At 74.6% G+C, this 26,591-nt stretch carries 18 protein-coding genes and 1 pseudogene; 8 read left to right on the forward strand and 11 right to left on the reverse strand.

Translation table 11 applies throughout. The features are described from left to right. Nucleotides 1–99: 99 nt before the first annotated feature. Entirely contained in the window at nucleotides 100–1,185 is a 1,086-nt protein-coding gene (absR1, locus tag ABVB68_RS07310) for a beta-glucuronidase AbsR1 (RefSeq protein ID WP_353600054.1), read from the reverse strand. A 94-nt stretch (nucleotides 1,186–1,279) separates the two neighbouring features. On the opposite strand from absR1, the gene ABVB68_RS07315 reads away from it, so the two are divergent. After that, complete coding sequence (locus tag ABVB68_RS07315) at nucleotides 1,280–3,031, forward strand: LuxR family transcriptional regulator AbsR2 (RefSeq protein ID WP_353600055.1); 1,752 nt, start codon at nucleotides 1,280–1,282, stop codon at nucleotides 3,029–3,031. Between the two features lie 145 nt (nucleotides 3,032–3,176). Here the strand turns inward: ABVB68_RS07315 and ABVB68_RS07320 are convergent, their stop codons facing one another. Further along, nucleotides 3,177–5,789 (reverse strand): CHAT domain-containing protein, encoded by a 2,613-nt coding sequence (locus tag ABVB68_RS07320; protein WP_353600056.1) that lies wholly within the window; start codon nucleotides 5,787–5,789, stop codon nucleotides 3,177–3,179. Nucleotides 5,790–5,866: 77 nt separating this feature from the next. On the opposite strand from ABVB68_RS07320, the gene ABVB68_RS07325 reads away from it, so the two are divergent. The 3 genes from ABVB68_RS07325 to ABVB68_RS07335 all read left to right on the forward strand — a co-directional run bounded on the left by ABVB68_RS07325 (nucleotide 5,867) and on the right by ABVB68_RS07335 (nucleotide 8,555). Next, entirely contained in the window at nucleotides 5,867–7,288 is a 1,422-nt protein-coding gene (locus ABVB68_RS07325) for a S8/S53 family peptidase (RefSeq protein ID WP_353600057.1), read from the forward strand. Nucleotides 7,289–7,347: 59 nt separating this feature from the next. Next, nucleotides 7,348–7,923, forward strand: a complete 576-nt coding sequence (locus tag ABVB68_RS07330; RefSeq protein ID WP_353600058.1) for an RNA polymerase sigma factor — start codon at nucleotides 7,348–7,350, stop codon at nucleotides 7,921–7,923. A gap of 149 nt (nucleotides 7,924–8,072) precedes the next feature. After that, nucleotides 8,073–8,555 (forward strand): hypothetical protein, encoded by a 483-nt coding sequence (locus tag ABVB68_RS07335; protein ID WP_353600259.1) that lies wholly within the window; start codon nucleotides 8,073–8,075, stop codon nucleotides 8,553–8,555. A gap of 343 nt (nucleotides 8,556–8,898) precedes the next feature. On the opposite strand, the gene ABVB68_RS07340 is transcribed toward ABVB68_RS07335, so the two are convergent. The 7 genes from ABVB68_RS07340 to ABVB68_RS07370 all read right to left on the reverse strand — a co-directional run bounded on the left by ABVB68_RS07340 (nucleotide 8,899) and on the right by ABVB68_RS07370 (nucleotide 17,722). After that, a complete protein-coding gene (locus ABVB68_RS07340) occupies nucleotides 8,899–9,690 on the reverse strand; it encodes an N-formylglutamate amidohydrolase (protein ID WP_353600059.1) in 792 nt (263 codons plus the stop codon). A 240-nt stretch (nucleotides 9,691–9,930) separates the two neighbouring features. Continuing rightward, on the reverse strand, nucleotides 9,931–12,150 hold the full coding sequence (locus tag ABVB68_RS07345; protein ID WP_353600060.1) for an NADP-dependent isocitrate dehydrogenase: 2,220 nt from the start codon (nucleotides 12,148–12,150) through the stop codon (nucleotides 9,931–9,933). A 323-nt stretch (nucleotides 12,151–12,473) separates the two neighbouring features. Next, the gene (locus ABVB68_RS07350) at nucleotides 12,474–12,893 is read right to left on the reverse strand and encodes a DUF4186 domain-containing protein (RefSeq protein WP_353600061.1); all 420 of its coding nucleotides are present in this window, start codon (nucleotides 12,891–12,893) and stop codon (nucleotides 12,474–12,476) included. Nucleotides 12,894–12,910: 17 nt separating this feature from the next. Further along, the gene (locus ABVB68_RS07355) at nucleotides 12,911–13,054 is read right to left on the reverse strand and encodes an SHOCT domain-containing protein (protein ID WP_353600062.1); all 144 of its coding nucleotides are present in this window, start codon (nucleotides 13,052–13,054) and stop codon (nucleotides 12,911–12,913) included. Between the two features lie 667 nt (nucleotides 13,055–13,721). Then, the gene (locus tag ABVB68_RS07360; protein WP_353600063.1) at nucleotides 13,722–14,813 is read right to left on the reverse strand and encodes a mechanosensitive ion channel family protein; all 1,092 of its coding nucleotides are present in this window, start codon (nucleotides 14,811–14,813) and stop codon (nucleotides 13,722–13,724) included. A gap of 186 nt (nucleotides 14,814–14,999) precedes the next feature. Next, nucleotides 15,000–16,532, reverse strand: a complete 1,533-nt coding sequence (locus ABVB68_RS07365) for an amino acid permease (RefSeq protein ID WP_353600064.1) — start codon at nucleotides 16,530–16,532, stop codon at nucleotides 15,000–15,002. 197 nt (nucleotides 16,533–16,729) lie between these two features. Next, entirely contained in the window at nucleotides 16,730–17,722 is a 993-nt protein-coding gene (locus ABVB68_RS07370) for a hypothetical protein (RefSeq protein WP_353600065.1), read from the reverse strand. A 257-nt stretch (nucleotides 17,723–17,979) separates the two neighbouring features. Between ABVB68_RS07370 and ABVB68_RS07375 the strand changes: the two genes are divergently transcribed. The 3 genes and pseudogenes from ABVB68_RS07375 to ABVB68_RS07385 all read left to right on the forward strand — a co-directional run. Further along, the gene (locus tag ABVB68_RS07375; RefSeq protein ID WP_353600066.1) at nucleotides 17,980–19,410 is read left to right on the forward strand and encodes an FGGY family carbohydrate kinase; all 1,431 of its coding nucleotides are present in this window, start codon (nucleotides 17,980–17,982) and stop codon (nucleotides 19,408–19,410) included. After that, complete coding sequence (locus ABVB68_RS07380) at nucleotides 19,407–20,825, forward strand: FAD-dependent oxidoreductase (RefSeq protein WP_353600067.1); 1,419 nt, start codon at nucleotides 19,407–19,409, stop codon at nucleotides 20,823–20,825. Before ABVB68_RS07375 ends, ABVB68_RS07380 begins: the two co-directional genes overlap by 4 nt. Nucleotides 20,826–21,088: 263 nt before the next feature. After that, nucleotides 21,089–22,147 (forward strand): annotated as a pseudogene (locus ABVB68_RS07385) (FAD-dependent oxidoreductase); the annotation flags it as partial. Nucleotides 22,148–22,501: 354 nt separating this feature from the next. On the opposite strand, the gene ABVB68_RS07390 reads toward ABVB68_RS07385, so the two are convergent. Further along, complete coding sequence (locus ABVB68_RS07390; protein WP_353600068.1) at nucleotides 22,502–23,266, reverse strand: crotonase/enoyl-CoA hydratase family protein; 765 nt, start codon at nucleotides 23,264–23,266, stop codon at nucleotides 22,502–22,504. Between the two features lie 46 nt (nucleotides 23,267–23,312). Next, the gene (locus ABVB68_RS07395; RefSeq protein ID WP_353600069.1) at nucleotides 23,313–24,287 is read right to left on the reverse strand and encodes a lysylphosphatidylglycerol synthase domain-containing protein; all 975 of its coding nucleotides are present in this window, start codon (nucleotides 24,285–24,287) and stop codon (nucleotides 23,313–23,315) included. 168 nt (nucleotides 24,288–24,455) lie between these two features. Here ABVB68_RS07395 and ABVB68_RS07400 point away from each other — a divergent pair, with 168 nt between their 5' ends. Beyond that, nucleotides 24,456–26,348, forward strand: a complete 1,893-nt coding sequence (locus ABVB68_RS07400; RefSeq protein ID WP_353600260.1) for an ABC transporter ATP-binding protein — start codon at nucleotides 24,456–24,458, stop codon at nucleotides 26,346–26,348. Nucleotides 26,349–26,591 lie beyond the last annotated feature (243 nt).

The following is a 26,591-nucleotide window of genomic DNA, read 5'->3' on the forward strand; positions in this document are numbered from 1 at the left end:
CCTGGCACCGGCTTGGCCGCGGGCGTCACCTCCCCCGTGGGTGACGTCCGCGGCCGGTCCCCCGGCGCCGGTCCCTGTGTCGTCCCCGCCCGCGAGCCGTCACCAGCACATGAGCGCCGTCTCCCCCGAACCCCACGAGGAGCAGCGCCGTACGCGGACGACGTAGCGGCGGCCCCGGACGAGCCGCACCCCGACGGCGGCGTTGCCCGGGCCGCCGCCGTCGTCGTGGCCCGCGAGGAAGCGCGGTTCCCCGTCGCGCTCCTCGAAGACCACGAGCACGGTGTCGGCGTCGCCGAAGGTGCCCACGGTGTAGTCGCGGGTCTCCGGCGGCTCCAGGGTGAAGTCGGCCTGCTCCGCCGGGCCCAGACCCAGCGGCACCGACCGCAGCGGCACCAGCTCGGCCGGCCGCACGGAGCCGGCCGGCGGGTACCAGCGGAGCAGGAACTCCTTGTCGGCCGGGGACGGCGCCCCGGACGGACGCAGCCCCCCGCGGTATCGCTCCGGCTCCAGCACCAGCCCCGGTCCGACCGGCAGCACCATGACCGACTGCGGATCCCACACCGCGCAGCTCGCCTCGCCCGCGTCCAGCGTGCGCAGGACGTTGGTGTACGCCGTCTCACGGCTCCAGAAGTTCGGCGGGCCCGCCAGTTCGGCGTACACGGCCTCGTCGTCCCAGTGGAGCCCGGCGAACGGGCTCTGGTGCTCGTGCACCATGCCGAGCGCGTGCCCGATCTGGTGCAGGACGGTCCCGCGCTCCCCGGGCGCGGTCACGTCCCAGCCGAAGTTCATGGTGCGCTCGTCCCCACCGGCCGACAGCGCCTCCCGGCCCACCGCGGACCAGGAACCGCCGCCGGCCTGGAAGCCGATCCGCAGCTCCGCCTCGCCGCGCTCACCGACCTCCGCGAACACGACACCGATGCCGAGTCCCTGCCACTCGCGGAAGCACTCGCGCACCACCTCCCGCTGTTCCTCGCCCCCGTTCCACGGCACCCGGCGCAGTTCGGCGGTCCCGGGAACCGGGATCACCGAGGCGTCGGAGCCGGCGCCGAGGAAGCAGTAGTGCAGGACGGTGCCGTTGACCCACATGCGCCGCCCCGCGAGCAGGGCACCCAGCCGCTCGGCCGTCAGCCCCGCCGGGAAGGACGGGGCCGGCTGCCGCGGCAGCGAGCAGAGGCGTCGGGTCATGCGGCCAGCGTGCCCAACCCCCGGCCCGGGCGCCTGAGTCGGGGGCTACTCAAGTCCGCCTGTATCAAACCTGAGTACGCGCGCTCCGGAAGGTGTGAGGAATTTCCGGCAGGACGTGAAGACGCTCGCGACCACCTGGCCGTTCACCGGCCGGGAGGACGAACTGGAGCTGGTGGCCGTCTCGTCGGCCACCGGACGGCACGGCCTCGTGGTGACCGGCCCGGCCGGCCGGGGCAAGACCCGGCTGATCGAGCAGGCGCTCCGGGGCACGGAGCACACCCGCGTGACCGGCACCCCCGATGCCCAGGGGCTGCCCTTCGCGGCATTCGCCCACCTCCTCCCCGACACCGTTTCCCTGCACCGCGCGGTCCAGCTCCTGTCCGGCGTACGGCTGCTCGTCGTGGACGACGCCCATCTGCTGGACGAGGCCTCGGCCGCCCTGGTCCACCAGCTCGCCGCGCACGGACGCACCCGCCTGCTCGTGGCCGTGGTCGACGAGGAGCCCGCGCCCGCGGCGGTGACCCGGCTGTGGACCGGCGAGCTGCTGCCCCGGCTGGCCCTCGCCCCGCTGCCCCGCGAGGACACCGCCCGACTGCTCGCGGCCGCGGGCCTGGAACCCCTGACGGCCGCCCGGCTGCACCACGTGTGCCGGGGCGACCTGCGGCTGCTGCGCGACCTGGTCACCGCGCTCGACGCGTCCGGACGGCTGACCCCAGTCCCGGGCACCGGCGAGCGTGCCTGGCGAGGCGCGCCGCCGGTCATCCCGGCCCTGCGCGAGCGCCTCGCCCCGGCCCTGCGGTGCTCCGGTCCCGGCGCACGCGACACCCTCGAACGCCTCGCCTTCGCCGAGCCCCTTCCGGTGTACCTGGCGGACTTCGATCTCGACGTCCTCGAACGGCTGGAGACGGACGGTCTGATCGAGGTCGACGACCGTGGCGCCGTCACCCTCGCCGATCCCCTGCACGGCCCGGTGCTGCGCGCCACCACCGGCCGGCTGCGCGCCCGCCGGCTGGCACCCGGTGCGGACGCGTACGGCCCGGCGCTCGACGCCGAACAGCGCACGCTGGCCGAGCGGATCGAGCGGCTGGACGTCCGGCCGGTGCCGACGCCGGTGGGCGAGTGGCTGGTGGCGGAGGGCGCGCCGCTGCCGGCCGGCTACGCCGCCGTACGGGCCCGGTACGCGCGTCTGCGCGGCGAGGTGCGGGACGCCGCGGCCTGGGCCCGGGAGGGGCTGCGGCGGGCGCCGGACGACCCCGGCTGCCGGCGGGAGCTGGAGTGTGCGCAGGGCCGCTCGACGCAGGCGGGCGGCGTGCGGCCGCGGGCCGCGGTGGCCGCCGGTGACGAGGTCGACGCGCTCTACGAGGCCGTACGCCTCGGTGTCCCGGAATCCGCTGCCGGGCGGCTGCCCGCCGGCAGCGTCCTCGCCCGGCACGCGGAAGCGCTCGCCCACGGCGACGGGCCCGCCCTGGACCGCGCCGCCGAGGCCCTGCAGGAGCGCGGTCTGCTGCTGTACGCCGCGGAGGCCCACGCACAGGCCGTACGGGCGCACCGCGACCCGCGTGCCGCGCGGCTGTCCCGCACCCGCGCGCTCGCGCTGGCCGGACGCTGCCAGGGCGCACGCACACCGGCCCTGGCCGGGCTCACACTGGGCGAACTGACCGCACGGCAGCGGCAGATCGTCACGCTTGCGGCGGCCGGGCTCAGCAACCGGGAGATCGCGGAACGGCTGACCCTGTCGGTGCGTACGGTGGGGAACCATCTGTACAGCGCCTACACGCGACTCGGCACGGCGGACCGTGCGGCGTTGCCGTGGCTGGTGGAGCCGCCGGCCGCGAGATCGGCGTAGGCGTCCGCGGGACCGACCGGCGGGCGGGTGCGGACGTGTGTGCTCCCCGTGGGGAGCATCTCAAGCACCGCCGAGAGCACCCTCCCGCCGGCGCGGAGCACTCTCCCGCCCGCCCAGGCCACCCTCTCGCCCGCGCGGAGCACCCTCACGCCGCACCGAATGCGGCGAACGCCCAGCCCGTCGCCTGGTGTACGGCGTCGCCGGGGAGGGTGGTGCGGGCGTCCCGCAGGGCCTCGGCCAGTGACAGACCCGCGCCCAGGCCCTTGTGCAGTGCGAGCATCAGCGGCACCACCGCCTCGTCGTTGACCGGCGCGCTGCTCGCCACCACCCCGGCCGTGCCCAGCGGCAGCAACGCGGTGACCAGGCCCAGGAGTTCGTCGGCGCCGACCGAGGCGAGGCGGGCGGTGTCGCAGCTGGAGAGGATGATCCGGTAGGGACTGCGGGCCAGCCGCTCCAGGTCGTGCACGATCAGCGGGCCGTCGGCCATCCGCAGCGCGGAGAACAGCGGGCTGTCCGCGCGGAACGTACCGTGCGCCGCCAGGTGCGCGAGGCCCGCGCCGTCGAGTTCCGCCAGCACCCGCGGCACCTGGGCCTCGTCACCCTCCAGGACGGTCGCCGTGCCGTACCGGCCCGCCAGCTCCAGTACCTCGGCACCGCCGGTCGCCAGGCCGGGCCCGCGCACCAGCACGGCCCGGCCGTCCGGCGGCGGTTCCGTCTCCCGGGCGCGCAGCCAGCTGCCCGCCGACGGTGACACGCTGAGCACCCGGTCTCGCAGCGCGGGCAGCAGCGCCCACGGAACCCGGTGCAGCGCCCCCGGCGGCACGATCACCACCGGCCCCGGTCCCAGCTGCGCCGCCGCCCCGCCCAGCAGCAGCTCCTGCAGCCGCCGCCCCGCCGCCTCCACCAGCGGCAGCCGCGCCTCCGCACCGGGATGGGCGAGCCGCCGCAGCCCGGCCTGGACGTACTCCGCCTCGGCCACCGCCTCCGCCAGCGCCCCGCCCTCGAACCGCCGCACCTTCCCCTGCCCGCACAGCAGGACGTGCACCCGCCCGTCCACCACGGCCAGTTCGACCAGCCGGCCGGCACCGAGCCGGTCCAGCAGCCGGGCCACGTCCAGGCGGTCCCCGGTGCCGGGCGCCGCACCGCGCATGTGACGGGTGCGGGAGCGGATCTCCCGTTCCAGACGCCGCCGTTCGCGCTCCAGGGCGGGCACCGGGCGGCCCTCCATCCGGGCGCCCTCGGCACGGGCGGCGATCTCCCGGTAGGCGGTCAGGCCGCGCAGCAGCGCCGGATCGTCCGGCGGCCGGGCCGGCGGCGCGGACAGCACGGTCGCCCGCCACCGTTCGCTCCACACCAGCAGCCGCCGCGGATCGCCCTGACTGTGACTCACCTCCTGGGCCAGAGCCGCCAGTTCGGCACCCTGGGCGGTCACATGGGCGCGCAGCTCCGAGGCGCCCAGGGTCATCCGGTGGTCGTCCAGCACGTCCAGACCGCGCCGGCAGGCCTCCAGCACGCCCCGCCGGGAACCGGCCGCGTGCGCCCTCAGCGCCTGCGCGGCCCAGCCGGTCATCCGGACCGTCGGCGGGCCGGCGTGCCGGCTGCGCGCGGCCACCGACAAGTGCCGTTCCGCGTCCGCCGTCCAGCCGAGCGCCAGCGCGATCCGGCCCGCCAGCAGCGACGCCTCGGGCGCGGCGGGCGAGCCGAAGGCGGCCAGCCGCTCGGCGACCGCCGCCGCGTCCGCGACCAGCCGCCCCGACCGGCGCCCGGCCGCCACCCGCGCCTGGATCAGCACCAATTGGGCATGCGTCTGCCACCAGGTCCGCCGCTGCGCCGCGAACAGCCGTACGGCGACGGCGGCGCGGGCGATCGCGGTGTGCGCGTCACCGGCCGACCGGGCCGCCCGCGCGGCGGCGAGCAGCAGCTCGGCCTTGCGCGTGGACTGCCCGCCGATCCGGTCCAGCAGCGCCGTCGCCCCGTCGGCCTCGGCCAGCGCCTCCGGGGCGAGCCCGGCCGCCATCAGCACCTCGCAGCGCCGGACGGACAGCATGTAGGTCGGCGTGCCGAGCCTGGCGTAGCGCTCCTCGGCCTCGTCCAGCAGCCGCAGCGCCGCCGGGATGTCCCCGGACCGGAACGCGGCGAGCCCCCGGCTCTCCACGGCGTCCGCCTTGTCGTGCTCCTGGCCGGTGGTGTCCCACAGCCGTTCCGCGGCCGTGAAGTCCGCGTCCGCCCGGTCCACCGCGCCGAGCGCCAGGTGCACGGTGGCCCGCAGGGTCAGCGCCCGGGCCGTCCAGATGTCGTCGGCGACCTGCCGCAGCACCGGCAGCGCCCGCCGTACGTCCTCCAGCGCCTCCCGGTGACGACCCAGCACCCACCACACGTACGCACGCCGGTACAGCACCCGGGCCCGGGTGTGTCCGGTACCCCGCGCGACACCGCGCTCGAACGAGGCGAGCCCCTGCCGCGTGCGCCCCGCGTGCACCAGTGCGACCCCCAGCGTGGCGAGCACATCGGCCTCCCGGTCGGCCGACTCGGCCCGCGCGGCGAGGTCCCGGGCGCGGCGCAGATGCCGCAGCGCGATCCGCAGATCGCCGAAGTCCCGCTGCCAGATGCCGAGCACCTGGTGGGCGACGCTGGCGTGCAACGGCGGCGCGGCGGCGTGCAGCACCCGCTCCGCGCGCGCCCGGGCCTCGCCCGGATCGGCGAACACCAGGGGCAGCAGCTCGAGGACCGACTCGCTTCCCGCCGTCACGTCTCGCATGGTAGTGGCCTGCTGTATCAGACGGTGGTCCCGCGACTCCCACTGTCGAACACCGTCTTCGAGGGGGAGGACACGACATGGCTCCACAGAGGTTCCACGAGCAGTTCGACCACATCCAGCGCTCGATGCCCGACGTCCCACTGGCCATGGGACCGGACGACGACGCCCACTTCCTGTACGAGAAGGGCGTCGTGCTCGCCCGCGACGGCGAGGACGCCCGGGTCGTCGAGGACACCGTGCGCGCCCACTTCACCGAGACCCGGGGCCTGTTCCCCGAGCACGTACGCCGTACCGGCCCGGAGACCAGCCGCACCGGTGTCACCCGCATCCGGGTCGCCGACCCGGCTCAGGGCGACGACGTCGTGCCGCACGCCCTACGTGCCCTGCGGGCGGCCGAGGACCGCGGGGGCCGCCGGCTGGTCAGCCGCAACCACGTGGTGCACATCGCGGTCAACGCCTGCCCCGGGGACGAGCCGGTGCCGGCCGCGCGCACCGCGGCGGCCAACCCGGACGCCGCGGCGGCCGGTCCGCACCCGGATCGCCCCGTCCGCGTCCTGGTCGTCGACAACGGCCTCGTGCACGACCACCGCTCCTACCCGCTCCTGGCCCACACCACCGGCGACGCCCAGCTGGTCGAGACCGACGCCGACGGCGTGCTCCACCAGTACGTCGGCCACGGCACGTTCATCGCCGGCATCCTTGCGGCGATCGCGCCCGATGCCGCGATCACCGTCCGCGGCACCCTCAACGACGCCGGTGCCGTGCTGGAGTCCGAGTTCGGCGGCAAGCTCTTCGAGGCCGTCGACCAGGACGGCTGGCCCGACGTCATCAGCCTCTCCGCGGGCACGCCCACCGAGAGCACCGGGAGCCTGCTCGGCCTGGACGCCTTCATGCGGGAACTGCGGTCCCGGCCCACCCTGCTGGTCGCCGCCGCGGGCAACAACGGCAGTGACACCCCGTTCTGGCCCGCCGCCTACTCCGCCCTGCCCGAGTACGCGGACAGCGTGCTGTCGGTCGGCGCCCTGCGCGGGGACGGCGATGCGGCGGCCTGCTTCAGCAATCACGGCCCCTGGGTCCGCGTCTACGCCCCCGGCGAGCGCCTGACCAGCGCCCTCACCGGATTCGACACCCCCGTGCCGTACGTCTACCAGCACTCCACGTACGAGACCTGCCGGTTCGGCTCCGGGTACGCCTGCACCTGCCAGTTCCCCCGTCACACCGGCGTGTTGAGCGAGGGGAGGCAGAGCACCGGGGCCAAACCGGACCAGGTGATGTTCGACGGTCTCGCGCAGTGGAGCGGCACGTCCTTCGCGACCCCGGTCGTGGCGGGCCTCGTGGCCGCACACATGACGGCGCATCAGGAACGCGACCCGCTTGCCGCCGGCGCCCGGCTGGTGGAGCAGGCGCACCGTGCGCGGGTGCGCGGGGCGCACGTCCGGGCGCTGCGCCCACCCACCTGGCGCCCGGTCCCGGCCGCGACCCCGGCGCTGCCGGTATGAGGTCCGGAACCCTCTGCTCCGCGGCGTACGATGACGTTTCGTACACGAGGGGTGCAGCCGTGGACCGAGCAGAGGTCGGGGAGTTGGTCCAGTCCGCCGTCGACGGGGACGCCGCGGCCTGGAAGGCGCTGGTGGAAGGCATGAGTCCCCTGGTGTGGGCGGTCGTACGCGCACACCGGCTCTCCGACGCCGACGGACACGAGGTCTACCAGACCGTGTGGTTCCGCTTCGCCCAGCATCTGGGCCGGATCCGCGAGCCCGACAAGGCCGGTTCCTGGCTCGCCAGCACGGCGCGCCACGAGTGCCTGAAGGTGCTCAAGGGGCTGACCCGGCTGACCGTGACCGACGATCCGCAGGTTCTGGACCGGGCCAGCGAGAGCCGGACTCCGGAGGAGACCCTGATCGACTCGGAGGAGGCGGCGGACCGGGCCGAGCGGGTCCGCCGCCTGTGGCAGGAACTGGACGGACTGGGCGACCGGTGCCGCCAGTTGCTGCGTGTGCTGATGGCCTCCCCGCCACCCAGCTATGTGGAGATCTCGGCCGCGCTCGGCATCGCGGTCGGCAGCATCGGGCCACTGCGCCAGCGCTGTCTGCGCCGGCTGCGAGCCCGGATGGACGCACGGGGTGCGGCGTGAACGGACACCAGGGGACCGGCCGGGACGGGAACGGGGGCGGCGAGCGCGAGTCGCCGCGCCAGGACGCGGAAGGGGCCCCCGCCAACGGGCAGTTCGCGCACGGCGACGTGCCCACGGATGCCGAGGGGCTCGCGCACGGCGACGGACCCATGGACGGCGCCGGGCTCGCGCACGGCGACGGACTCGTGGAGGGGGACGCCCTGGTGGACGCGTTGCTGGAGGAGGAACTGCGTCAGGCCGCCGCGGTCCTGGACCCGGTCCCCGACGCCCTGCGCCAACTCGCCCTGGACGCCTACGCACTGCACGACCTGGACGCCCGGATCGCCGAGCTGACCTTCGACTCGCTCGTGGACGCCCTGCCGGTCAGGGGCGTCACCGACGCGCCGCGCATGCTGACGTTCCGCGCGGGCGAGGTGACGGTCGACGTCGAGGTCACCGATGACGGACTGATCGGCCAGGTGCTGCCGCCGCGGTCGGCACGCATCGAGGTGCTCGGCGGCCCGCAGACCGCCGCTCCGGTCGCCGTCGACACCCTCGGCCGGTTCACCAGCGACACCCCGCCGGCCGGCCCGTTCGCCCTGCGGCTGCGGACCGGCGCGGAGGTGATCGTCACGGAGTGGCTGCGGGCCTGATGCCGCCCACCAGGTGACCGGGGGCGTATGTGGCCCGCGGATCATCGCCCCGTGCCGCCCACCGCACCTGCTCCGGCGGCACGGCGGGCGGCAGCCCCGGGGACGGCCGGCCGAGCAGCGTGTCCGCGAGCCGTGCGGCCCGCATCCGCGCCGGCACCGAGCCGGTGCAGTGGTTCGCTTCGGCCGCCGGATGCCGCCGGATGCCTCCGGATGCCTCCGGATGCCGCCGGATGCCGCCGGGCGCGGCCGGCGCCCAGGACGGGCGGCCGAACCGGCAGGGGCCGACGGGGACGGCCGGCCGAGTCCACCGGGACACATGGGGACGGGCGGCCGGCCCTGCCGGTCACACGCTGTCGACCAAGGACGCCAGTGCCGAGGCCAGCCGTCCGAGGCCCGGACCGGCCGGGCCGCCCGGCTCCGTCATGTACGTGTCCCGGCGGATCTCGACCATGAGCGCGCCGACCCGCGCGTCTCGCCCGTAGAACTCCAGCGGCACGTAGGTGCCGGCGAACGGGCTGTCCAGACCCGTCCCCCCGCACCCGGCGAAGGCCTTGCGGGCGGCCTCGGCCAGCTCCGGCGGGGTGTGGAAGGCGTCCGTGCCCAGGCACACCGGAGGGCGCGGCCCGGACGCGTGCAGCTCGTAGGGCAGCGGCTCGGCCGGATACGAGTGCACGTCGATGATCACGGCCCGGCCGGTCGCGGCCAGGCGCCCCGCCACCGCCTCGGTCATGGCGCGGGCGTACGGCCGGAAGTAGCGCTCCAGCAGAGGGCCCGGATCGGTGTCCGCGGGGCGCAGCTCGCCCCGGTGGGTGGTCCGCGTGTACACCGCGCCCATCCCCACGGCGAGCATCTCCTCCCGCTCGTCCGGGAACCGCTCCGGGTCCACCACGAGTCGCGACAGCCGGTTCACGAACCGCCACGGCGTGAACCCGGCCAGGGCGGCCGCCCGCTCGGCGATCTCGGCGGTGTGCGCGTCCGTGATGTGGTCCAGCTCGCGCTCCAGTTCGGGGTCGCCGAGCACGATGCCGGCGCGTACCTCGTCCGGGATGGCCCGCGCCGAGTGCGGCACGTGCAGCAGCACGGACGACTCCTCGGCCCCGGGCAGGAGTGCGAAGGAAGGGACGGTTCCGGTCACGGGCTGCTCCTCGGCGCTGTCGGGCTGTCGGCGGTGGCGTGCGTGGGACGCGTGAGGTGGATGAGGTCCGTGTGTTGTCGTGGCGCGGAGTGTGTGTGGTGCGTGTGGTGCGTGTGGGGTGCGGGCCACGCTGTCACACGGCACCGGCAACCGGGCTCCGGCCACCATGGCTCCGCCCCGGCCGGGCAGTGCCGACCGGGGCGGAGTTCAGGGCCGTTCGGGGACCCGCGGACGCGGACGTCAGTTCAGCGAGGCCAGCGTCTCGTTCCAGGTGGCCGACGGGCGCATGACGGCGTCCGCCTTGGCCTTGTCGACCTTGTAGTAGCCGCCGATGTCGGCCGCGGAGCCCTGGACGGCGTTCAGCTCGTCCACGATCCGCTGCTCGGCCGCCGCGAGGGACTCGGCGAACGGTGCGAACGCCTTGGCCAGGTCGGCGTCGTCGGTCTGCTGCGCCAGCTCCTGCGCCCAGTACAGGGACAGGTAGAAGTGGCTGCCGCGGTTGTCGATGCCGCCGACGCGACGGGTCGGGGACTTGTCCTCGTTGAGGAAGGTCGCCGTGGCGCGGTCGAGGGTGTCGGCGAGGACCTTGGCACGCGTGTTGCCGGTGGCCTCGGCGTACTGCTCGAAGGAGGGCACCAGGGCGAAGAACTCACCCAGGGAGTCCCAGCGCAGGTAGTTCTCCTTGACCAGCTGCTGGACGTGCTTCGGCGCGGAACCGCCGGCGCCCGTCTCGAACAGGCCGCCGCCCGCCATCAGCGGGACGACCGACAGCATCTTGGCGCTGGTGCCCAGCTCCAGGATCGGGAACAGGTCGGTCAGGTAGTCACGCAGCACGTTGCCGGTCACCGAGATGGTGTTCTCGCCGCGGCGGATGCGCTCCACCGACAGCTTGGTGGCCTCGACCGGGGACAGGATCTTGATGTCCAGGCCCTCGGTGTCGTGCTCGCCCAGGTACTGCTCGACCTTGGCGATCAGGTTGGCGTCGTGGGCGCGGCCCTCGTCCAGCCAGAACACGGCCGGGTCGCCGGTGGCGCGGGCGCGGGTGACGGCCAGCTTGACCCAGTCGCGGATCGGGGCGTCCTTGGTCTGGCAGGCGCGGAAGATGTCGCCCGCGGAGACCGCCTGCTCGATCAGGGCCTCACCGGAGGCGTCGACGACGCGGACGGTGCCGGTCACCGGGATTTCGAAGGTCTTGTCGTGGGAGCCGTACTCCTCGGCCTTCTGAGCCATCAGGCCGACGTTCGGCACCGAGCCCATGGTGGAGGGGTCGTAGGCGCCGTTGGCCCGGCAGTCGTCGATCACGGCCTGGTAGACACCGGCGTAGGAGGAGTCCGGGATGACGGCGAGGGCGTCGTGCTCCTGGCCGTCGGGGCCCCACATGTGGCCGGAGGTGCGGATCATCGCCGGCATGGAGGCGTCGATGATCACGTCCGACGGCACGTGCAGGTTGGTGATGCCCTTGTCCGAGTCGACCATGGCGAGGGCCGGCCCCTCGGCGATCTCGGCGTCGAAGGAGGCCTTGATCTCGGCGCCCTCGGGGAGGCTCTCCAGGCCCTTCAGGATGCCGCCCAGGCCGTCGTTCGGGGTCAGGCCGGCCGAGGCGAAGGTCTCGGCGTACTTCGCGAACGTCTTCGGGAAGAAGGCACGCACCACGTGGCCGAAGATGATCGGGTCGGAGACCTTCATCATCGTGGCCTTCAGGTGCACGGAGAACAGGACACCCTCCTGCTTGGCCCGCGCGACCTGCGCGGTCAGGAACTCGCGCAGCGCGGCGGTGCGCAGCACGGAGGCGTCGACGACCTCGCCGGCCAGGACCGGTACCGACTCGCGCAGCACGGTCGTGGAGCCGTCGTCGCCGACCAGCTCGATACGCAGCGAGCCGTCCTCGGAGATCACCACGGACTTCTCCGTGGAGCGGAAGTCGTCCACGCCCATGGTCGCCACGTCGGTCTTGGAGTCGGAGCTCCAGGCGCCCATGCGGTGCGGGTGGGTCTTGGCGTAGTTCTTCACCGAGGCCGGGGCACGGCGGTCGGAGTTGCCCTCACGCAGCACCGGGTTGACGGCGGAGCCCTTGATCTTGTCGTAACGGGCGCGGATCTCCCGCTCCTCGTCGGTCTTCGGGTCGTCCGGGTAGTCCGGCAGCGCGTAGCCCTTGGCCTGCAGCTCGGCCACGGCGGCCTTCAGCTGCGGGATGGACGCCGAGATGTTCGGCAGCTTGATGATGTTGGCCTCGGGGGTCTTGGCCAGCTCGCCCAGCTCGGTCAGCGCGTCGGGGATGCGCTGGTCCTCGTTCAGGTACTCCGGGAAGACGGCGATGATGCGCCCGGCCAGCGAGATGTCGCGGGTCGCCACGGACACACCGGCCTGCGAGGCGTACGCCTGGATCACCGGCAGGAACGAATGCGTCGCCAGGGCCGGGGCCTCGTCTGTGTAGGTGTAGATGATGGTCGAGTCAGTCACCGGGTGCTCCGCTCCACGTCTGCAACATTGCTCGACATCAAGATATCTCGTACGCGGGACCGGATCGACAGGGGTCCGCCCGGATCGGCCGAGTGGGGTCCCGCCGGGATCGGGTGCGTGGGGTCCCGCCAGGTCGGCCGTGTGGGGTCCGACCGGATCGGGTGCGTGGGGTCCGGGCGGGTCGGCTGTGTGGGGTCCGGGCGGATCAGGCGTGAGTGGTCCGGGCGGATCAGGCTGTGGGGTCCGGGCGGACCGGGCTGTGGGGTCCGGGCGGATCACGAGAGAGGTCCCCGGGCGGACCAGCAGTGGGGTCCGGACGCGCGTCAGCCGTCGCGGCCGTGGCCCGCGCCGGGCCCGCCCGTCATCTCGCGCTCGATCCACCGGCAGATCACGTCCACCACGTACGCGTGCTCCGCGTCGGTCAGCTGCCGCCCCTTGGGAATCCCGTGCCAGCGCTGCAGACAGCCGCGGCAGCAGGTCGCGGTCGCGTGCTGGGCCACGAAGACCGGATGGCCGCGGTACGGCGTCTGCTTGCCGTCCTTGTACGGCTCGGCCGGCGCCAGCCGCTTGTCGATCAGCTCGTACGCGTGCCGCCGGACCGTGGCCGGGCCCTTCAGCTCAGCGGTCGCCCGGTCCCGCCCGCGCAGGTGGAACCGGGCCCGGAACGGCTGCCGCGCCAGGGCGTCGAGCCGCTGGTCCAGGATGCGGAGTGCGCGGCGCTGGTTGTCGTTCTCGTCGGTCACCGGCCGCCCTCCCCGGCTCAGCCGAGGAGCCGGCGCTTCCGGGCCTCGAACTCCTCGCCCGTCAGGACACCCTCCGCCTTCAGATCGGTCAGCTGCTTGAGCTCATCGATCTTCTGGGTCATGTCGTCGAGGACGCCGGCCGGCGGAACCGGAGGCTGCACGGCGGCGGCCTGCGATCCTTCCCGCCTCTGACCGGGACTCTGCGATTGTCCGGGCATGTCGGTCATCTCCCATATGTCGATGCGCCGGGCCGGCGCGCCACCGGCCCGCGGGTCACGTCCGCGGCCGCTCGCGACGAGCCGGGCCCCGCCGCGCCGGGGCGCACGGGCCGGAGAACTCCATGATCGGGTAGTCGACGGGGCCCATTTCCTCGACGCTGTGCATGGCCACTCCTCTGCAGCCGGACGGAAGCCGGACAGGAGGCGGACCGTTCGGACCGGGAAGCCGGACGCAAGCCGGACACGGGAGGCGGACCGCTCGGCCGTGCCGCCTGCTGCGGCAGTGCACCCACCGTCGGCGGCGGACAGCCCCCGCCTGTCATTCCAGCACGCGGGGCGGGGCCCCGCACCTCCGCTCCGCTACCGGGCGGCCCCGGGAACCGCGGCCGGCGGTACCTGGCCCGCCGGGCCGGCCCGGACCCGGACCCGGAGGGCGCCCCGGCCCGGCCCGTCCCGTCCCGACAGGGAAGGCTCCCCGCCCGTCCCGGGCCCGGAAGGCGCACCCGTCAGGGCCGGCCCCGCGTCTCTTCCGTCCGGGCCCGGCGCCGCGCCCACACCGCCCAGGCCGGCCCCGCGCCTCCTCCGCCCAAACCCGGCGCCGCGCCGCCTCCTACTCCGCCCGGGCCGGCCCCGCCGTGAGGTCCTCGGCGCTGCGCTGGTGCGGGATCACCAGCGAGCCCTGCTGGAGGGCGACCGTGCGGGCCGGGGCCGGGATGTGGATGCCCTCCTCGCGGTAGCGGCGGTGCAGGCGCTTGATGAACTCGTGCTTGATCCGGTACTGATCGCTGAACTCGCCGACCCCGAGGATCACCGTGAAACCGATGCGGGAGTCGCCGAAGGTGTGGAAGCGGATGGCGGGCTCGTGGTCCGGGACGGCGCCGGCCACGTCCGCCATGACCTCGGCGACGACCTGTGCCGTGACCCGTTCGACGTGCTCGAGGTCGGAGTCGTAGCTCACCCCGACCTGCACCGGCACGGTCAGTGCCTGCTCGGGCCGGGTGTAGTTGGTCATGTTCTCCTTGGCCAGCTGGCCGTTGGGGATGACCACCAGGTTGTTGGAGAGCTGGCGGACCGTCGTCTGGCGCCAGTTGATGTCCACGACGTAGCCCTCCTCGCCGCTGCTCAGCCGGATGTAGTCGCCGGGCTGGACGGTCTTGGAGGCGAGGATGTGGATGCCCGCGAAAAGGTTGGCCAGCGTGTCCTGCAGGGCCAGTGCCACGGCCAGACCGCCCACGCCCAGGGCGGTGAGCAGGGGCGCGATGGAGATGCCGAGCGTCTGGAGCACGACCAGGAAACCGATCGCCAGCACCAGCACCCGGGTGATGTTGACGAAGATGGTCGCCGAGCCCGCCACGCCCGACCGGGACTGGGTGACGCTGCGGACCAGACCGGCGACGACCCGGGCCGCGGACAGGGTCACCACGAAGATCAGCCAGACCTGGAGGACCTGGTCGACCTGGTGCTGGACCGTTCTGGTCAGCGGCAGCACCACGGCCGCCACGGCCGCTCCGCCCGCGATCGCCGCCCAGGGGACGACCGAGCGCAGCGCGTCCACGATGACGTCGTCGCCGGACCAGCGGGTCCGCTTGGCGTGCTTCGCCAGCCAGCGCAGCAGCGTACGGGAGACGAAGGCGAGCAACAGCCCCGTGCCCAGGGCGATTCCGGCGAGGACGAGGTCGTCCAGGGTCAGCGCGCGGTTCACCGGTCACCTCCGGGGCGCGAAGCCGCCGCGCGGAGCCACTTGTGAGATGTCGTCACGTTGTCACCTGCTCGATGTCCGGGATGTGCGATCGCGCGGGCCGGCCGTCGGCCGGTGACCCGCGCGCCCGCTCATCCTGCCGTATCCGGCACACCAGTTCGCACCCGGACCGGTGCTCCGGACGGTCGCTCAGACGATGCCCTCCGCGAGTTCGGCCTGGTCACGGTCGCTGCCGTAGGCCGCGGTGGTGGGCGTGCCGTACGACCGGCGTGCGACGTACCACCAGACGCTGGCGAGGATCAGAACCACCGCGAGGGCGATCGAGGCGTAGTTCATCGTGTCGACCGTGACCGGCGACGCCTGCGGCAGGCAGAACAGCACGGTCACGCAGGCCACCCAGATCACGGCGATCCAGCCGATCGGCCTGCTCCAGCGGCCCAGGTGCCACGGCCCGGGCTGGAAGCGGTCGCCGGCACGCAGCCGCAGGAACACGGGGATGGCGTAGGCCGGGGTGATGCCGATGACGTTGATGGCGGTCACCGCGTTGTACGCCGTCGCCGAGTACAGCGACGGCAGGGCGAGGACGCCGGGCACGACGACCGAGAGCCAGACGGCGGCCACCGGGGTCTGGGTACGGCTGCTCACCTTGCGCCACAGGTGCGAGCCGGGCAGCGCGCCGTCCCGGCTGAACGCGAACACCATGCGGCTGGCCGCGGCCACCTCGGCGTTCCCGCAGAACAACTGGGCGACGATCACGACCAGGAGCAGCGCGCTGGCGCCGTCGGTGCCGAGTCCGTCCAGCAGGATCTGCGCGGGCGGCACCCCCGTGCCGGTGGTGCGGGTGGCGTCGTAGTCCTGGATGGCGAAGGTCAGCCCCGCCAGCAGGACGAAGCCCGCGAGCCAGGACACCCAGATGGCGCGGACGATGCCGCGGGACGCGGCCACCGAGGCGTGCGAGGTCTCCTCCGACAGGTGGGCGGAGGCGTCGTACCCGGAGAAGGTGTACTGCGCGAGGAGCAGGCCGATCGCGGCCACGTACAGCGGGTTGTCCCAGCCGGTCTCGTTGACGAACTTCGTGAACACGAAGGACGGTGACTGGTGGTGGTCGGGGAAGATCGCCAGCGCGCCGACGATCAGCGCGACGCCCGCCAGGTGCCACCACACGCTGACCGAGTTGAGCACGCTGACCAGGCGGACGCCGAAGAGGTTCAGCGTCGCGTGCAGCAGCAGGATGACGCAGAAGATCAGCATGGTCTTGCCCGGCGTCGGCTCGAAGCCCCACTGCAGATTGGCGAAGGCGCCGGTGAACAGGGCGGCGCCGTAGTCGATACCGGCGATCGCGCCGAGCAGACCGAGCAGGTTCAGCCAGCCGGTGTACCAGCCCCAGCGGCGCCCGCCGAGCCGGTCGGCCATGTAGTACAGGGCGCCCGAGGTCGGGTAGGCGCTGGTGACCTCGGCGAGGGCGAGACCGACGCACAGCACGAACAGGCCGACGCCCGCCCAGCCCCACAGCATCACCGCGGGGCCGCCGGTGTTCAGGCCGAAGCCGTACAGCGTCATGCAGCCGGACAGGATCGAGATCACCGAGAAGCTGATCGCGAAGTTGCCGAACCCGCCCATGCGGCGGGCCAGTACCGGACGGTAGCCCAGCTCGCGCAGGCGCTGCTCCTCGTCCTGCTGCGGCAGGCCCGGGGAGGGCGCCGGATCGGGGGTGCGGGACATGCGGAACCTCCGGGGGGATCAGGGGGATCGGGACAATCAGGGGAACCAGGGAAACCAGGGGGAGACAGCGGGAACCGGACAGCGGGAACCAGGGGGACTTCGAGCGGGACTCACATGCGGCGGTGCGCTCCGTGGTGTCGATGCGTCGAGGCGGCGGTGCGTGCGGTGGTGGTGCCCGCTCGGTGGCGGCCGTGCGCTCAGGGCTGCTCGGCCGGGCCGTCCGCGGCCGCCCGGCAGCGGTCCCGGGCCTGCACGAACACCTCCAGGGCGCGGTCGCGTTCGGGAGTGCGGTACGTCCAGGGCGGGGGCGTGAAGTACGGGCCGATCGCCTCGAACACCCGGGCCGCCTCCGGGAACTGCAGGGAACCCCACAGGGCGTGCGCGAGGTGGTTGAGGTCGAGCAGCGAGCGTTCGGCGGGTCGGCTGTGCTCGAACCAGTGGTGCAGGGCGCGCCGAGCCTCGCGGGCCGCGTCCTCCGCCACCCAGTGCAGGTCCAGGGCCGCGGCGTGTCCGCTTTCCCGGCGGTAGCGCTCGACGCGGACGTACAGCGGCAGCACGTGCAGCGCGGAGCCGGCCGGAGCCTGTCCGGCGGCCCACTGCGCGTACCCGGCGGCCTCCGCGAGCCGGCCCGAGCCGCCACGTGCGTAGAGGAACTGCAGCATCCGGTGGTGTGCCTCGCGGTTGTACGGGTCCCGCTTGCCGGCCTCGGCCAGCAGCTCCCACGGAGCCGGCGGCAGCATCGGCTCCGGCGCGGCGGCCCGGTGCTCCTCCCAGCGCTGTTCCGGGTCCAGCTGGGCCAGCGCCAGCAGGCACACCCAGGGGACGGGATCCTGCGGGGCGGCCCGGGAGGCGGACTGGGCGGCGTCCCAGGCCTCGATCCACAACTGGTGGGTACGGCGGTGCCGTTCCCGCTGCGCGCGCAGCGCACGCTCCACGCCGACCCGGGCGTGCATCACCGCCGCATGGACGTTGCCCGGTTCCTCCGCGAGCCAGGCCCGCACCACGTCGGTGCCGGCCGCGGCCGCCGCGAGGACCTGGGTGCGCTGGGTCCACAGCCACCACTCGGTGGTGTCCGCGAGGAGGGCGCGCATGGCCATCCAGCGGCCGGTGCGCAGATCCTGGAGTGCGCCGCGCAGGGCGTGGTCGGGGCCGGCGGGGTCGTAGGAGGGGCGGACTCCTTCTCTGGCCATCAGCCGTCGGCCCCCTGCCACTGGCACGTGGGCGAGGTGGCGGGGTGACGTAGCAACAGCCCTCCCCTGGGCGGTGATCGAAGTGTTGCGCAGTGGTCGGCGGTCACTATAAGGGCGAAGGTTCCGCCCTTTCCATTGCTGCGATGTCAACGATTGAGCCGCCGGAGTCGGCCACCGGCCGACGGCTCTTGACGCCGGGTGTGCCGCGACGGCAGGCTGACGCGGTGATCTTCGGGGCCGGAGGGCGGGAGGGTGCGATGACCGGGCCGGTGCTCGCCGTCGACCAGGGCACCTCCGGCACCAAGGCGCTCGTGGTCTGCCCCGAACGCGGCGTGCTGGGCGCCGGGTTCGCCGAAGTGCGCCCCCGCCACCTGCCCGGCGGCCTGGTCGAGGTGGATCCCGCGCAGCTCTACGACTCGGTGGTGGACGCCGGCAGGCGCGCGCTCGCCGAGGCCGGCGAGGACGTCGTGGCGCTGGGCCTGGCCAACCAGGGTGAGACCGTCCTCGCCTGGGACCCGGCCACCGGACGCCCGCTGACCGACGCCCTGGTGTGGCAGGACCGGCGCGCCGAGACCGTCTGCGCGGAACTCGCCAAGCACGCCGAGGAGTTGCGGCAGCTGACCGGCCTGCCCCTGGATCCGTACTTCGCCGCGCCCAAGATGGCCTGGATCCGCCGCCACCTCACCCGCGAGGGCGTCGTCACCACCTCCGACGCCTGGCTGGTGCACCGCCTCACCGGCGCCTACGTCACCGACGCCGCCACCGCCGGCCGCACCCAGCTCCTCGACCTGGACCGGGCCGAGTGGTCCGCGCGCGCCCTCGACCTCTACGGCCTGTCCGGCGAACACCTCCCGGAGGTCACCGACGTGGCCCGGCCGGTCGGCACGACCACCGCGTTCGGCCCCCGGATCCCCCTCACCGGCCTGATCGTCGACCAGCAGGCCGCCCTGCTCGCCCAGCGCGTCACCGGGCCCGGCACCGCCAAGTGCACCTACGGCACCGGGGCGTTCCTCCTCGCGCACACCGGCGAACGGCCCCGGCGCGGCACCTCCGGCCTGGTCAGCTGCGTGGCCTGGCGGCTCGCCGGAGCCACCAGCTACTGCCTGGACGGGCAGGTCTACACGGCCGCCTCCGCCGTCCGCTGGCTCACCGGCCTCGGCGTCATCTCCTCGGCCACCGACCTCGACCCCGTCGGCGGCACGGTCCCCGACAGCGGCGGGGTGACCTTCGTCCCCGCCCTCGCCGGCCTCGCCGCCCCCTGGTGGCGCGGTGACCTGCGCGGCTCGCTCACCGGTCTCGGCCTCGACACCACCCCCGGGCACCTGGTGCGCGCCCTGTGCGAGGGGATCGCCGCCCAGGTCGCCGAACTCGCCGATGCCGCCGCCACCGACCTCGGCGCCCCACTGTGCCTGCTCCGGGTCGACGGCGGCCTGACCCGCTCGGCCCTGCTCATGCAGACCCAGGCCGACCTCCTGCAACGCCCCGTCGAGGTCTCCGCACTGCCCGACGCCACCGCGCTCGGCGCCGCCGCCCTCGCCCGGCTCGGCGCGGACCCCGCCCTCGGGGTCGAGGGCGCCCTGCCGGACCCGCGACCCGCCGCCGTGTACGAACCACGCATCCCGGCCGACCAGGCCGCCGAACGCCGGGCCGGCTTCCGTACCGCCGTCGCGGCCCTGCTCGGCGCATGACCGTCACGGCCGAGGGGCCGCTGCCCCGGACGGCGTACGACGTGACGGTGGTGGGCGCCGGCGTCGTCGGCTGCGCCATCGCCCGCGAACTCGCCCGCCACCCGCGGCTGCGCGTCGCGCTGGTGGAGGCCCAGGACGACGTCGGCCAGGGCACCTCCAAGGCCAACACCGCCATCCTGCACACCGGTTTCGACGCCACCCCCGGCACCCTGGAGGCCCGGCTGGTCAGGGGCGGCTACGGCCGGCTGAGCGTCTTCGCCGCCGAGTCGGGCATCCCCGTGGAACACGTCGGGGCGCTGCTCGTCGCCTGGGACGAGGAGCAACTGGCCGCCCTGCCCGGACTGGCGCGCAAGGCCGAGCGCAACGCCTGCACCGACACCCGCATGATGGGCCCGGACGAGCTGTACGAGCGCGAACCCCACCTGGGCCCCGGGGCGCTCGGCGCCCTGCACGTCCCCGGCGAGAGCATCGTCTGCCCCTGGACGACGACCCTGGCCTACGCCACCCAGGCGGTCCGCGCCGGAGTCGACCTGCACCTCGACGCGGGCGTCCGGGACGTCGTCCCGGAGGCCGGCGGCCACCGCCTGACCACCACCCGCGGCACCCTGTGCACGCGGTACCTGGTCAACGCGGCCGGGCTGCACGCCGACACCCTGGACCGGCGGCTCGGCCACGAGGACTTCACCGTCACCCCGCGCCGCGGCCAGCTCCTCGTCTACGACGAGTTCGCCCGCCCGCTCGTCCGGCACATCCTCCTGCCCGTGCCGACCGCCCTCGGCAAGGGCGTCCTGGTCGCGCCCACCGTCCACGGCAACGTCCTGCTCGGCCCCACCGCCGAGGACCTGGACGACAAGCGGGCCACCCAGTCCACCGCCGAAGGGCTCGCCCTGCTGCGGGACAAGGGCCGCCGTGTCCTGCCCGCCCTGCTCGACGAGGAGGTCACCGCCGTCTACGCCGGCCTTCGCGCGGCCACCGAACACGACGACTACCGCATCACCGCCCACCCCGGGCAGGCGTACGTCACCGTCGGCGGCATCCGCTCCACCGGCCTGACCGCGTCCATGGCCATCGCCGCCCACGTCACCGGCCTGCTGGCCGGCACCGGCCTCGACCTCGGACCGGTGCGGGAACCGGAGCCCGTCACCATGCCGAACCTCGGCGCGACGGCGCCCCGCCCCCACCAGCGGCCCGAACTCGTCGCCGCCGACCCGGAGTACGCCGCCCTCGTCTGCCACTGCGAGCGCGTGTCCCGTGGCGAGATCCGCGACGCGCTCACCAGCACGATCCCGCCTCGCACCCTGGAGGGTCTGCGCCGCCGTACCAGAGCCCGATCGGGCCGCTGCCAGGGCGCCTACTGCGGCGCCGCCGTACGGGAGTTGCTCGAACGGGGACTCGGGGAGAGGGACGGCACGTGAGGGACGAGAGGGTGCGGTGCGTGGTGATCGGGGGAGGCCGGTCATGAGGGACGAGAGTGGCCGGTCATGACGGGCGAGAGGGTGCGGTGCGTGGTGATCGGGGGAGGCCGGTCATGAGGGAGGAGAGTGGCCGGTCGTGACGGGCGAGAGGGTGCGGCGGGTGGCGATCGGGGGAGGCCGGTCATGAGGGAGGAGAGTGGCCGGTCGTGACGGGCGAGAGGGTGCGGCGCGTGGCGGATGAGGGCGTGGCGGCCGGGACGGCTGTGCGGTGCGTCGACGTGCTCGTCGTCGGTGCCGGGCCCGCCGGACTGGCCGCCGCCGCTCGGCTGGCCGCGGCCGGTGCCGGGCGTGTGGAGGTGCTGGAGCGGGAGGCGTGGGCCGGAGGGGTCCCACGGCACTGTGCGCACGGCGGGTTCGGCACGTGGACGTATCCGCTGACCGGCCCCCGGTACGCCCGCCTCCTGGCCGAGGCCGCGGACCGGGCGGGGGCGGTGATCCGGACCGGGGTGAGCGTCCTCGACTGGGCGGACGCGGAGCCGCGGGGGACGGGCGACCGCCCTCCCCGGTGCGCGGACGGCCCCGCGACGGCGCACACCCCCGGCGCCCCGGCCGGATCCGGCCCGGGACATCCCGGCCTCCTGCTCGCGACCGTCGGCCCCGGGGGACCGGAGACGATCGCGGCGCGGGCCGTCGTCCTGGCCACCGGTGCCCGCGAACGCCCACGGGCGGCCCGCCTGGTGCCCGGCACGCGGCCGGCCGGTGTCTACACCACCGGTGAACTCCAGCGCGCCGTCCACCTGTTCGGCCGGCACATCGGCACCCGGGCGGTCGTGGTCGGGGCCGAGGCCGTGTCGTACGCGGCGGCCGGCACCGTCCGTGCTGCCGGTGCCGAGGTCGTGGCCCTGGTCACCGAGGATCCGCGCGCCCGGACGAGCCGCGCCCGTGCCCAGGCGGCCCGCCTCCTCCACCGCATGCCGCTCCTCACCGGCACCACGGTGGTCGAACTCCTCGGCCGCGGAAGCCTGTCCGGGGCCCGCGTCCGCCACCGCGACGGTCGTACGGCCGTACTGCCCTGCGACACCATCGTCTTCACCGGGGACTTCGTCGCCGAGAACGAACTCGCCCGCCGGGGCGGCATCACACTCGACGCGGGTCCGCACACCTCACGGCCGGGCGTCTTCGCCACCGGCGCCGTGCGGTGCCCCGGTCAGCCGGCCGAGGCGGCGACCCGGGACGGGGCACGGGTGGGCGGTGCGGTCCTGACGTGGCTCGCGGGAGCCGAGTGGCCCCGCCCCGGGCAGCCGGCCCCGGCCCCGGCCCCGAGGTGACGACGGCTCAGGTCCTTCCGGCCGTTCCGGCTTCCCGCGGCCGTTCCGGCCTCCCCGGCTTGCTTCGACCGTTCCGGCCTCCCGGCTCCCTGCGGCCGTTCCGGCCTCCCGGCTCCCTGCGGCCGTTCCGGCCTCCCCGGCTCCCTGCGGCCGTTCCGGCCTCCCCGGCTCCCTGCGACCGTTCCGGCCTCCCGGCTCCCTGCGACCGCACCGGCCTCCCGGCTTCCTGCGGCCGTTCCGGCCTCCCCGGCTTGCTGCGGCCGTTCCGGCCTCCCGGCTCCCTGCGGTCGTTCCGGCCGTTGCGATTCTTCGGGCCGTTCCCGCAGACCGGCCGCAGCTCCTCACCGGTCACAGCTCGGAAGAGCCACCGTGCCTCCCGGCACCCGCGGCGAATCGTGCCGCGCCCTCACGGCTCTCGGCCAGCACACCGATGCCGTGCCGGAGTTCGCCCCGCAGGGCCGTCGGCTCGTCCTGTCCCTCCTGGTCCAGGACCGACGCGCGGTCACTCCGCAGACAGGCCTGCGGGAAGCGGGCGATCTCCGCCGCGAGCGCCTCCGCCTTCGCGCGGGCGCGCCCCACCGGCACCAGGCGGTCGGCCAGACCCATCCCGTACGCCTCGCGGGCCGGTACCGGGCGGCCGGTGAGGATCATGTCCATGGCCCGGCCGGTACCGATCAGGCGGGGCAGCCGTACCGTGCCGCCGTCGATCAGCGGCACCCCCCAGCGGCGGCAGAACACCCCGAACACGGCGTCCTCCTCCGCGACCCGCAGATCGCACCAGAGGGCGAGTTCGAGGCCGCCCGCGACGGCGTGTCCGGCCACCGCAGCGATCACCGGCTTCGACAGCCGCATCCGGGTCGGCCCCATCGGGCCGTCGCCGTCCTCCGCCACCCGGTTGCCGCGCTCGGTGCCCATCGCCTTCAGGTCCGCGCCCGCGCAGAAGGTGCCGCCCTCGCCCCACAGCACGGCCACGCGGGCGTCCTCGTCCTCCTCGAACGCCCGGAACGCGGCGGCGAGTTCGGCGGCCGTCGGGCCGTCCACCGCGTTGCGGGACGCAGGCCGGGAGAGGACGACCGTGGTGACGTGCTCCTTGCGCTCCACGCGGACCGACACGAGTGACCCCCTGCTGTGCTGCTGCGGCTCGGAGGGCCACTCTGCCTCAGATGACCTTCAGCCGCACCAGCGCCCCCAGCGTCAGCGCCCCGGGAACGAGCGGCACCCACACGGTGATGATCCGGTAGGCCAGCACCACCGCCGTGGCCACCGCGGCCGGGCCGCCCACCGCGACCAGCGCCACGATGAGCGCCGCCTCGACGGAGCCCAGCCCGCCCGGTGTGGGCACCAGGGCGACCGCGGCCGTCGCCGCCAGATACGCCAGCGCCGTGTGCGCGGGCGGCACCGGCAGCCGCAGAGCCTGGCCGACGGCGGCGAGACCGGCCGCCTGCAGGGCCGGGAAGGCCAGCGAACCGCCCCACAGGGCCAGCGCGCGGGCCGGCCGGGTGTGCACCGAGCGCGCCTCGCCCAGGGCTTCCCGCGCGAACGCGAGCACCCGCGCGCGCAGTCGCCGTACGAGCACGAGGACGGCCGCCGCGGCGGCCGGCAGGCCGGCCGTGCCCAGCAGCAGCGGCAGTGCCGAGCCGTGGGGCAGCAGGGTGCCGAGCCGCAGCGCGTCGGGGAAGGCGACCAGCAGCGCGGCCAGCAGCCCGAGCCGGCCCACGCACTCGGCCAGCAGATACAGGGCGAGCGCGGCCGAGGAACGGGCGAGCGGCACCCCGCACACGGTCATGAACCGCAGGTTCACCGCGCCCGCGCCGAGTCCGGTGGGCAGCAGATGGTTGGCGGCGCCCGCCGCGAACTGGGCGGCCAGCAGCCGCCCCTTGGGCAGCGGCTGCACCACCGCGCCCTGCCGGGTGAACGCGGCGGCCACCCAGGTCAGACAGGTGGCGGCGGCGGCCGCCAGCAGCCACGGCCAGGAGGCGCTGCGCAGCTGGCCGAAGCCCTCGGCGAGCACCGAGCGGTGGCGTACGGCGGCGAAGGCGACGAGGACGAGCGGGACCAGGCACAGCACCTGCCGGACCGGGACGCGACGGGGGAGTCGTCGCCCGGGGAGCGGGGAGAGCGGGACGGCGGTCACATCACCAGAGGTTTTCCGCGCCGTCCCAACGGCGGATGGCGGGAGCGGGGACGGCGGCTTACAGACTGCGGTCATCGGAGCCTTCGGTCGGGGGGACGCCGGTGGGGGTGAAAAAGCGCGGACATTGACCTCAACGAAGCTTGAGGTTCTACGTTCTCTCGCATGAGCATGGAAACCACCGCATGGACGCAGCTGCACAGCGTGATGAGCGCACAGTCGGAGCGCCGTCCCCTCGCCGCCGCCACGCTGCGCCGCATCGCCGCCTTCGCCCGTCCGCACCGGGCCGGCATCGTCCGGTTCGTCCTGCTGGGGGTGGTGACGGCCCTGCTCGCCGTGGCCACGCCCGTCCTGGCCGGCCATGTCGTCGACGCGATCGTGGCAGGTCGCGACTCCGGCACGGTGGTCCGGCTGTCCCTCCTCATCGCGCTCGTCGCGCTCGCCGAGGCGGGACTCGGCATCCTCGGCCGGCGCCTGTCGGCGACGCTCGGGGAGGGTCTCATCCTCGACCTGAGAACGGCTGTGTTCGATCATGTGCAGCGCATGCCCGTGGCGTTCTTCACACGTACGCGTACGGGAGCGCTCGTCAGCCGTCTCAACAACGACGTGATCGGCGCCCAGCGGGCCTTCGCCAACACGCTCTCCGGCGTCGTCAGCAATCTGGTCACCCTGCTGCTCACCCTCGCGGTGATGCTCACCCTGTCCTGGCAGATCACCCTGCTCGCGCTCGTCCTGCTGCCGGTGTTCGTGCTGCCCGCCCGCCGCATGGGCAGCCGGATGGCCCGGATGCAGCGCGAGGCCGCGGCGCTGAACGCGGCCATGGGCACCCGCATGACCGAACGCTTCTCCGCCCCCGGCGCCACCCTGGTCAAACTGTTCGGCCGGCCGGAGGAGGAGTCGGCCGAGTTCGCGGCGCGCGCCGCGCAGGTCCGGGACGTCGGGGTGCGCACGGCGACGGCCCAGTCGGTCTTCATCACCTCCCTCACCCTCGTCTCCGCCCTCGCGCTGTCCCTCGTCTACGGCCTCGGCGGCTGGTTCGCGCTGCGCGGCACCCTGGAGGCGGGCGCGGTCGTCTCCCTCGCCCTGCTGCTGACCCGGCTGTACGCCCCGCTGACCGCGCTTGCCGGGGCCCGGGTCGAGGTGATGAGCGCCCTCGTCAGCTTCGAGCGGGTCTTCGAGGTACTGGACCTCGAGCCGCTCATCGAGGAGAAACCGGACGCCCGCGAGGTGCCCGAGGGCCCGGTCGCCGTCGAGTTCGACGAGGTCCGCTTCGCCTACCCGGCCGCCGACCAGGTCTCCCTGGCCTCCCTGGAGGAGGTCGCGGCCCTGGACACCCGCGGCGGCTGCGAGGTCCTGCACGGCATCTCCTTCCGCGCCGAACCGGGGCAGACCATCGCGCTGGTCGGCTCCTCGGGCGCGGGGAAGTCGACCATCGCGCAGCTCCTGCCACGGCTGTACGACGTGGACGCGGGCGCCGTCCGGGTCGGCGGCGTGGACGTGCGCGACCTGACCGCCGCGTCCCTGCGGGCCACCCTCGGCATGGTCACCCAGGACGGCCACCTCTTCCACGACACCGTCCGCGCCAACCTGCTGCTGGCCCGCCCGGACGCCTCGGACGAGGAGCTGTGGGACGCCCTCGACCGCGCCCGCCTCGCCGGTGTCGTACGGTCGCTGCCCGACGGCCTCGACACGGTGGTCGGCGAGCGCGGCTACCGCCTCTCCGGCGGCGAACGCCAGCGCATGACCATCGCCCGGCTGCTGCTGGCCCGTCAGCGCGTGGTCATCCTCGACGAGGCCACCGCCCATCTGGACAACACCTCGGAGGCGGCCGTCCAGGAGGCGCTCACCGAGGCTCTGGCGGGCCGCACCGCCGTGGTGATCGCGCACCGCCTGTCCACCGTCCGCGCCGCCGACCAGATCCTCGTCGTGGAGTCCGGCCGGATCGTGGAACGGGGCACGCACGAGGAGCTGCTGGCGGCGGACGGGCGCTACGCCGAGCTGTACCGCACGCAGTTCGCGCAGCGGGAGGCCGAGGCACCGGCGGCCCGGGACACGCGGGTCTGAGCGCCGCGGGCGGCCCCGGACACCCGGGTCTGAGCGCCGCGGGCGGCCCCGGACACTCGGGTCTGAGCGCTGCGGACGGCTCCGGGCATCCGGGTCTGAGCGCCGCGGGCGGCCCCGGATATCCCGGCGCACGACCGGGGGTGGGGGCACACCGGCGGGCCCCAAACCGGCGGGCCCCGGACGCACCGTCCGGGGCCCGCCGCCACGTCCGGGCCTGTGCTCCGCCTACGCCCTCGGACACGG

The organism is Streptomyces sp. NPDC096012 (assembly GCF_040426375.1).
GTDB lineage: Bacteria > Actinomycetota > Actinomycetes > Streptomycetales > Streptomycetaceae > Streptomyces.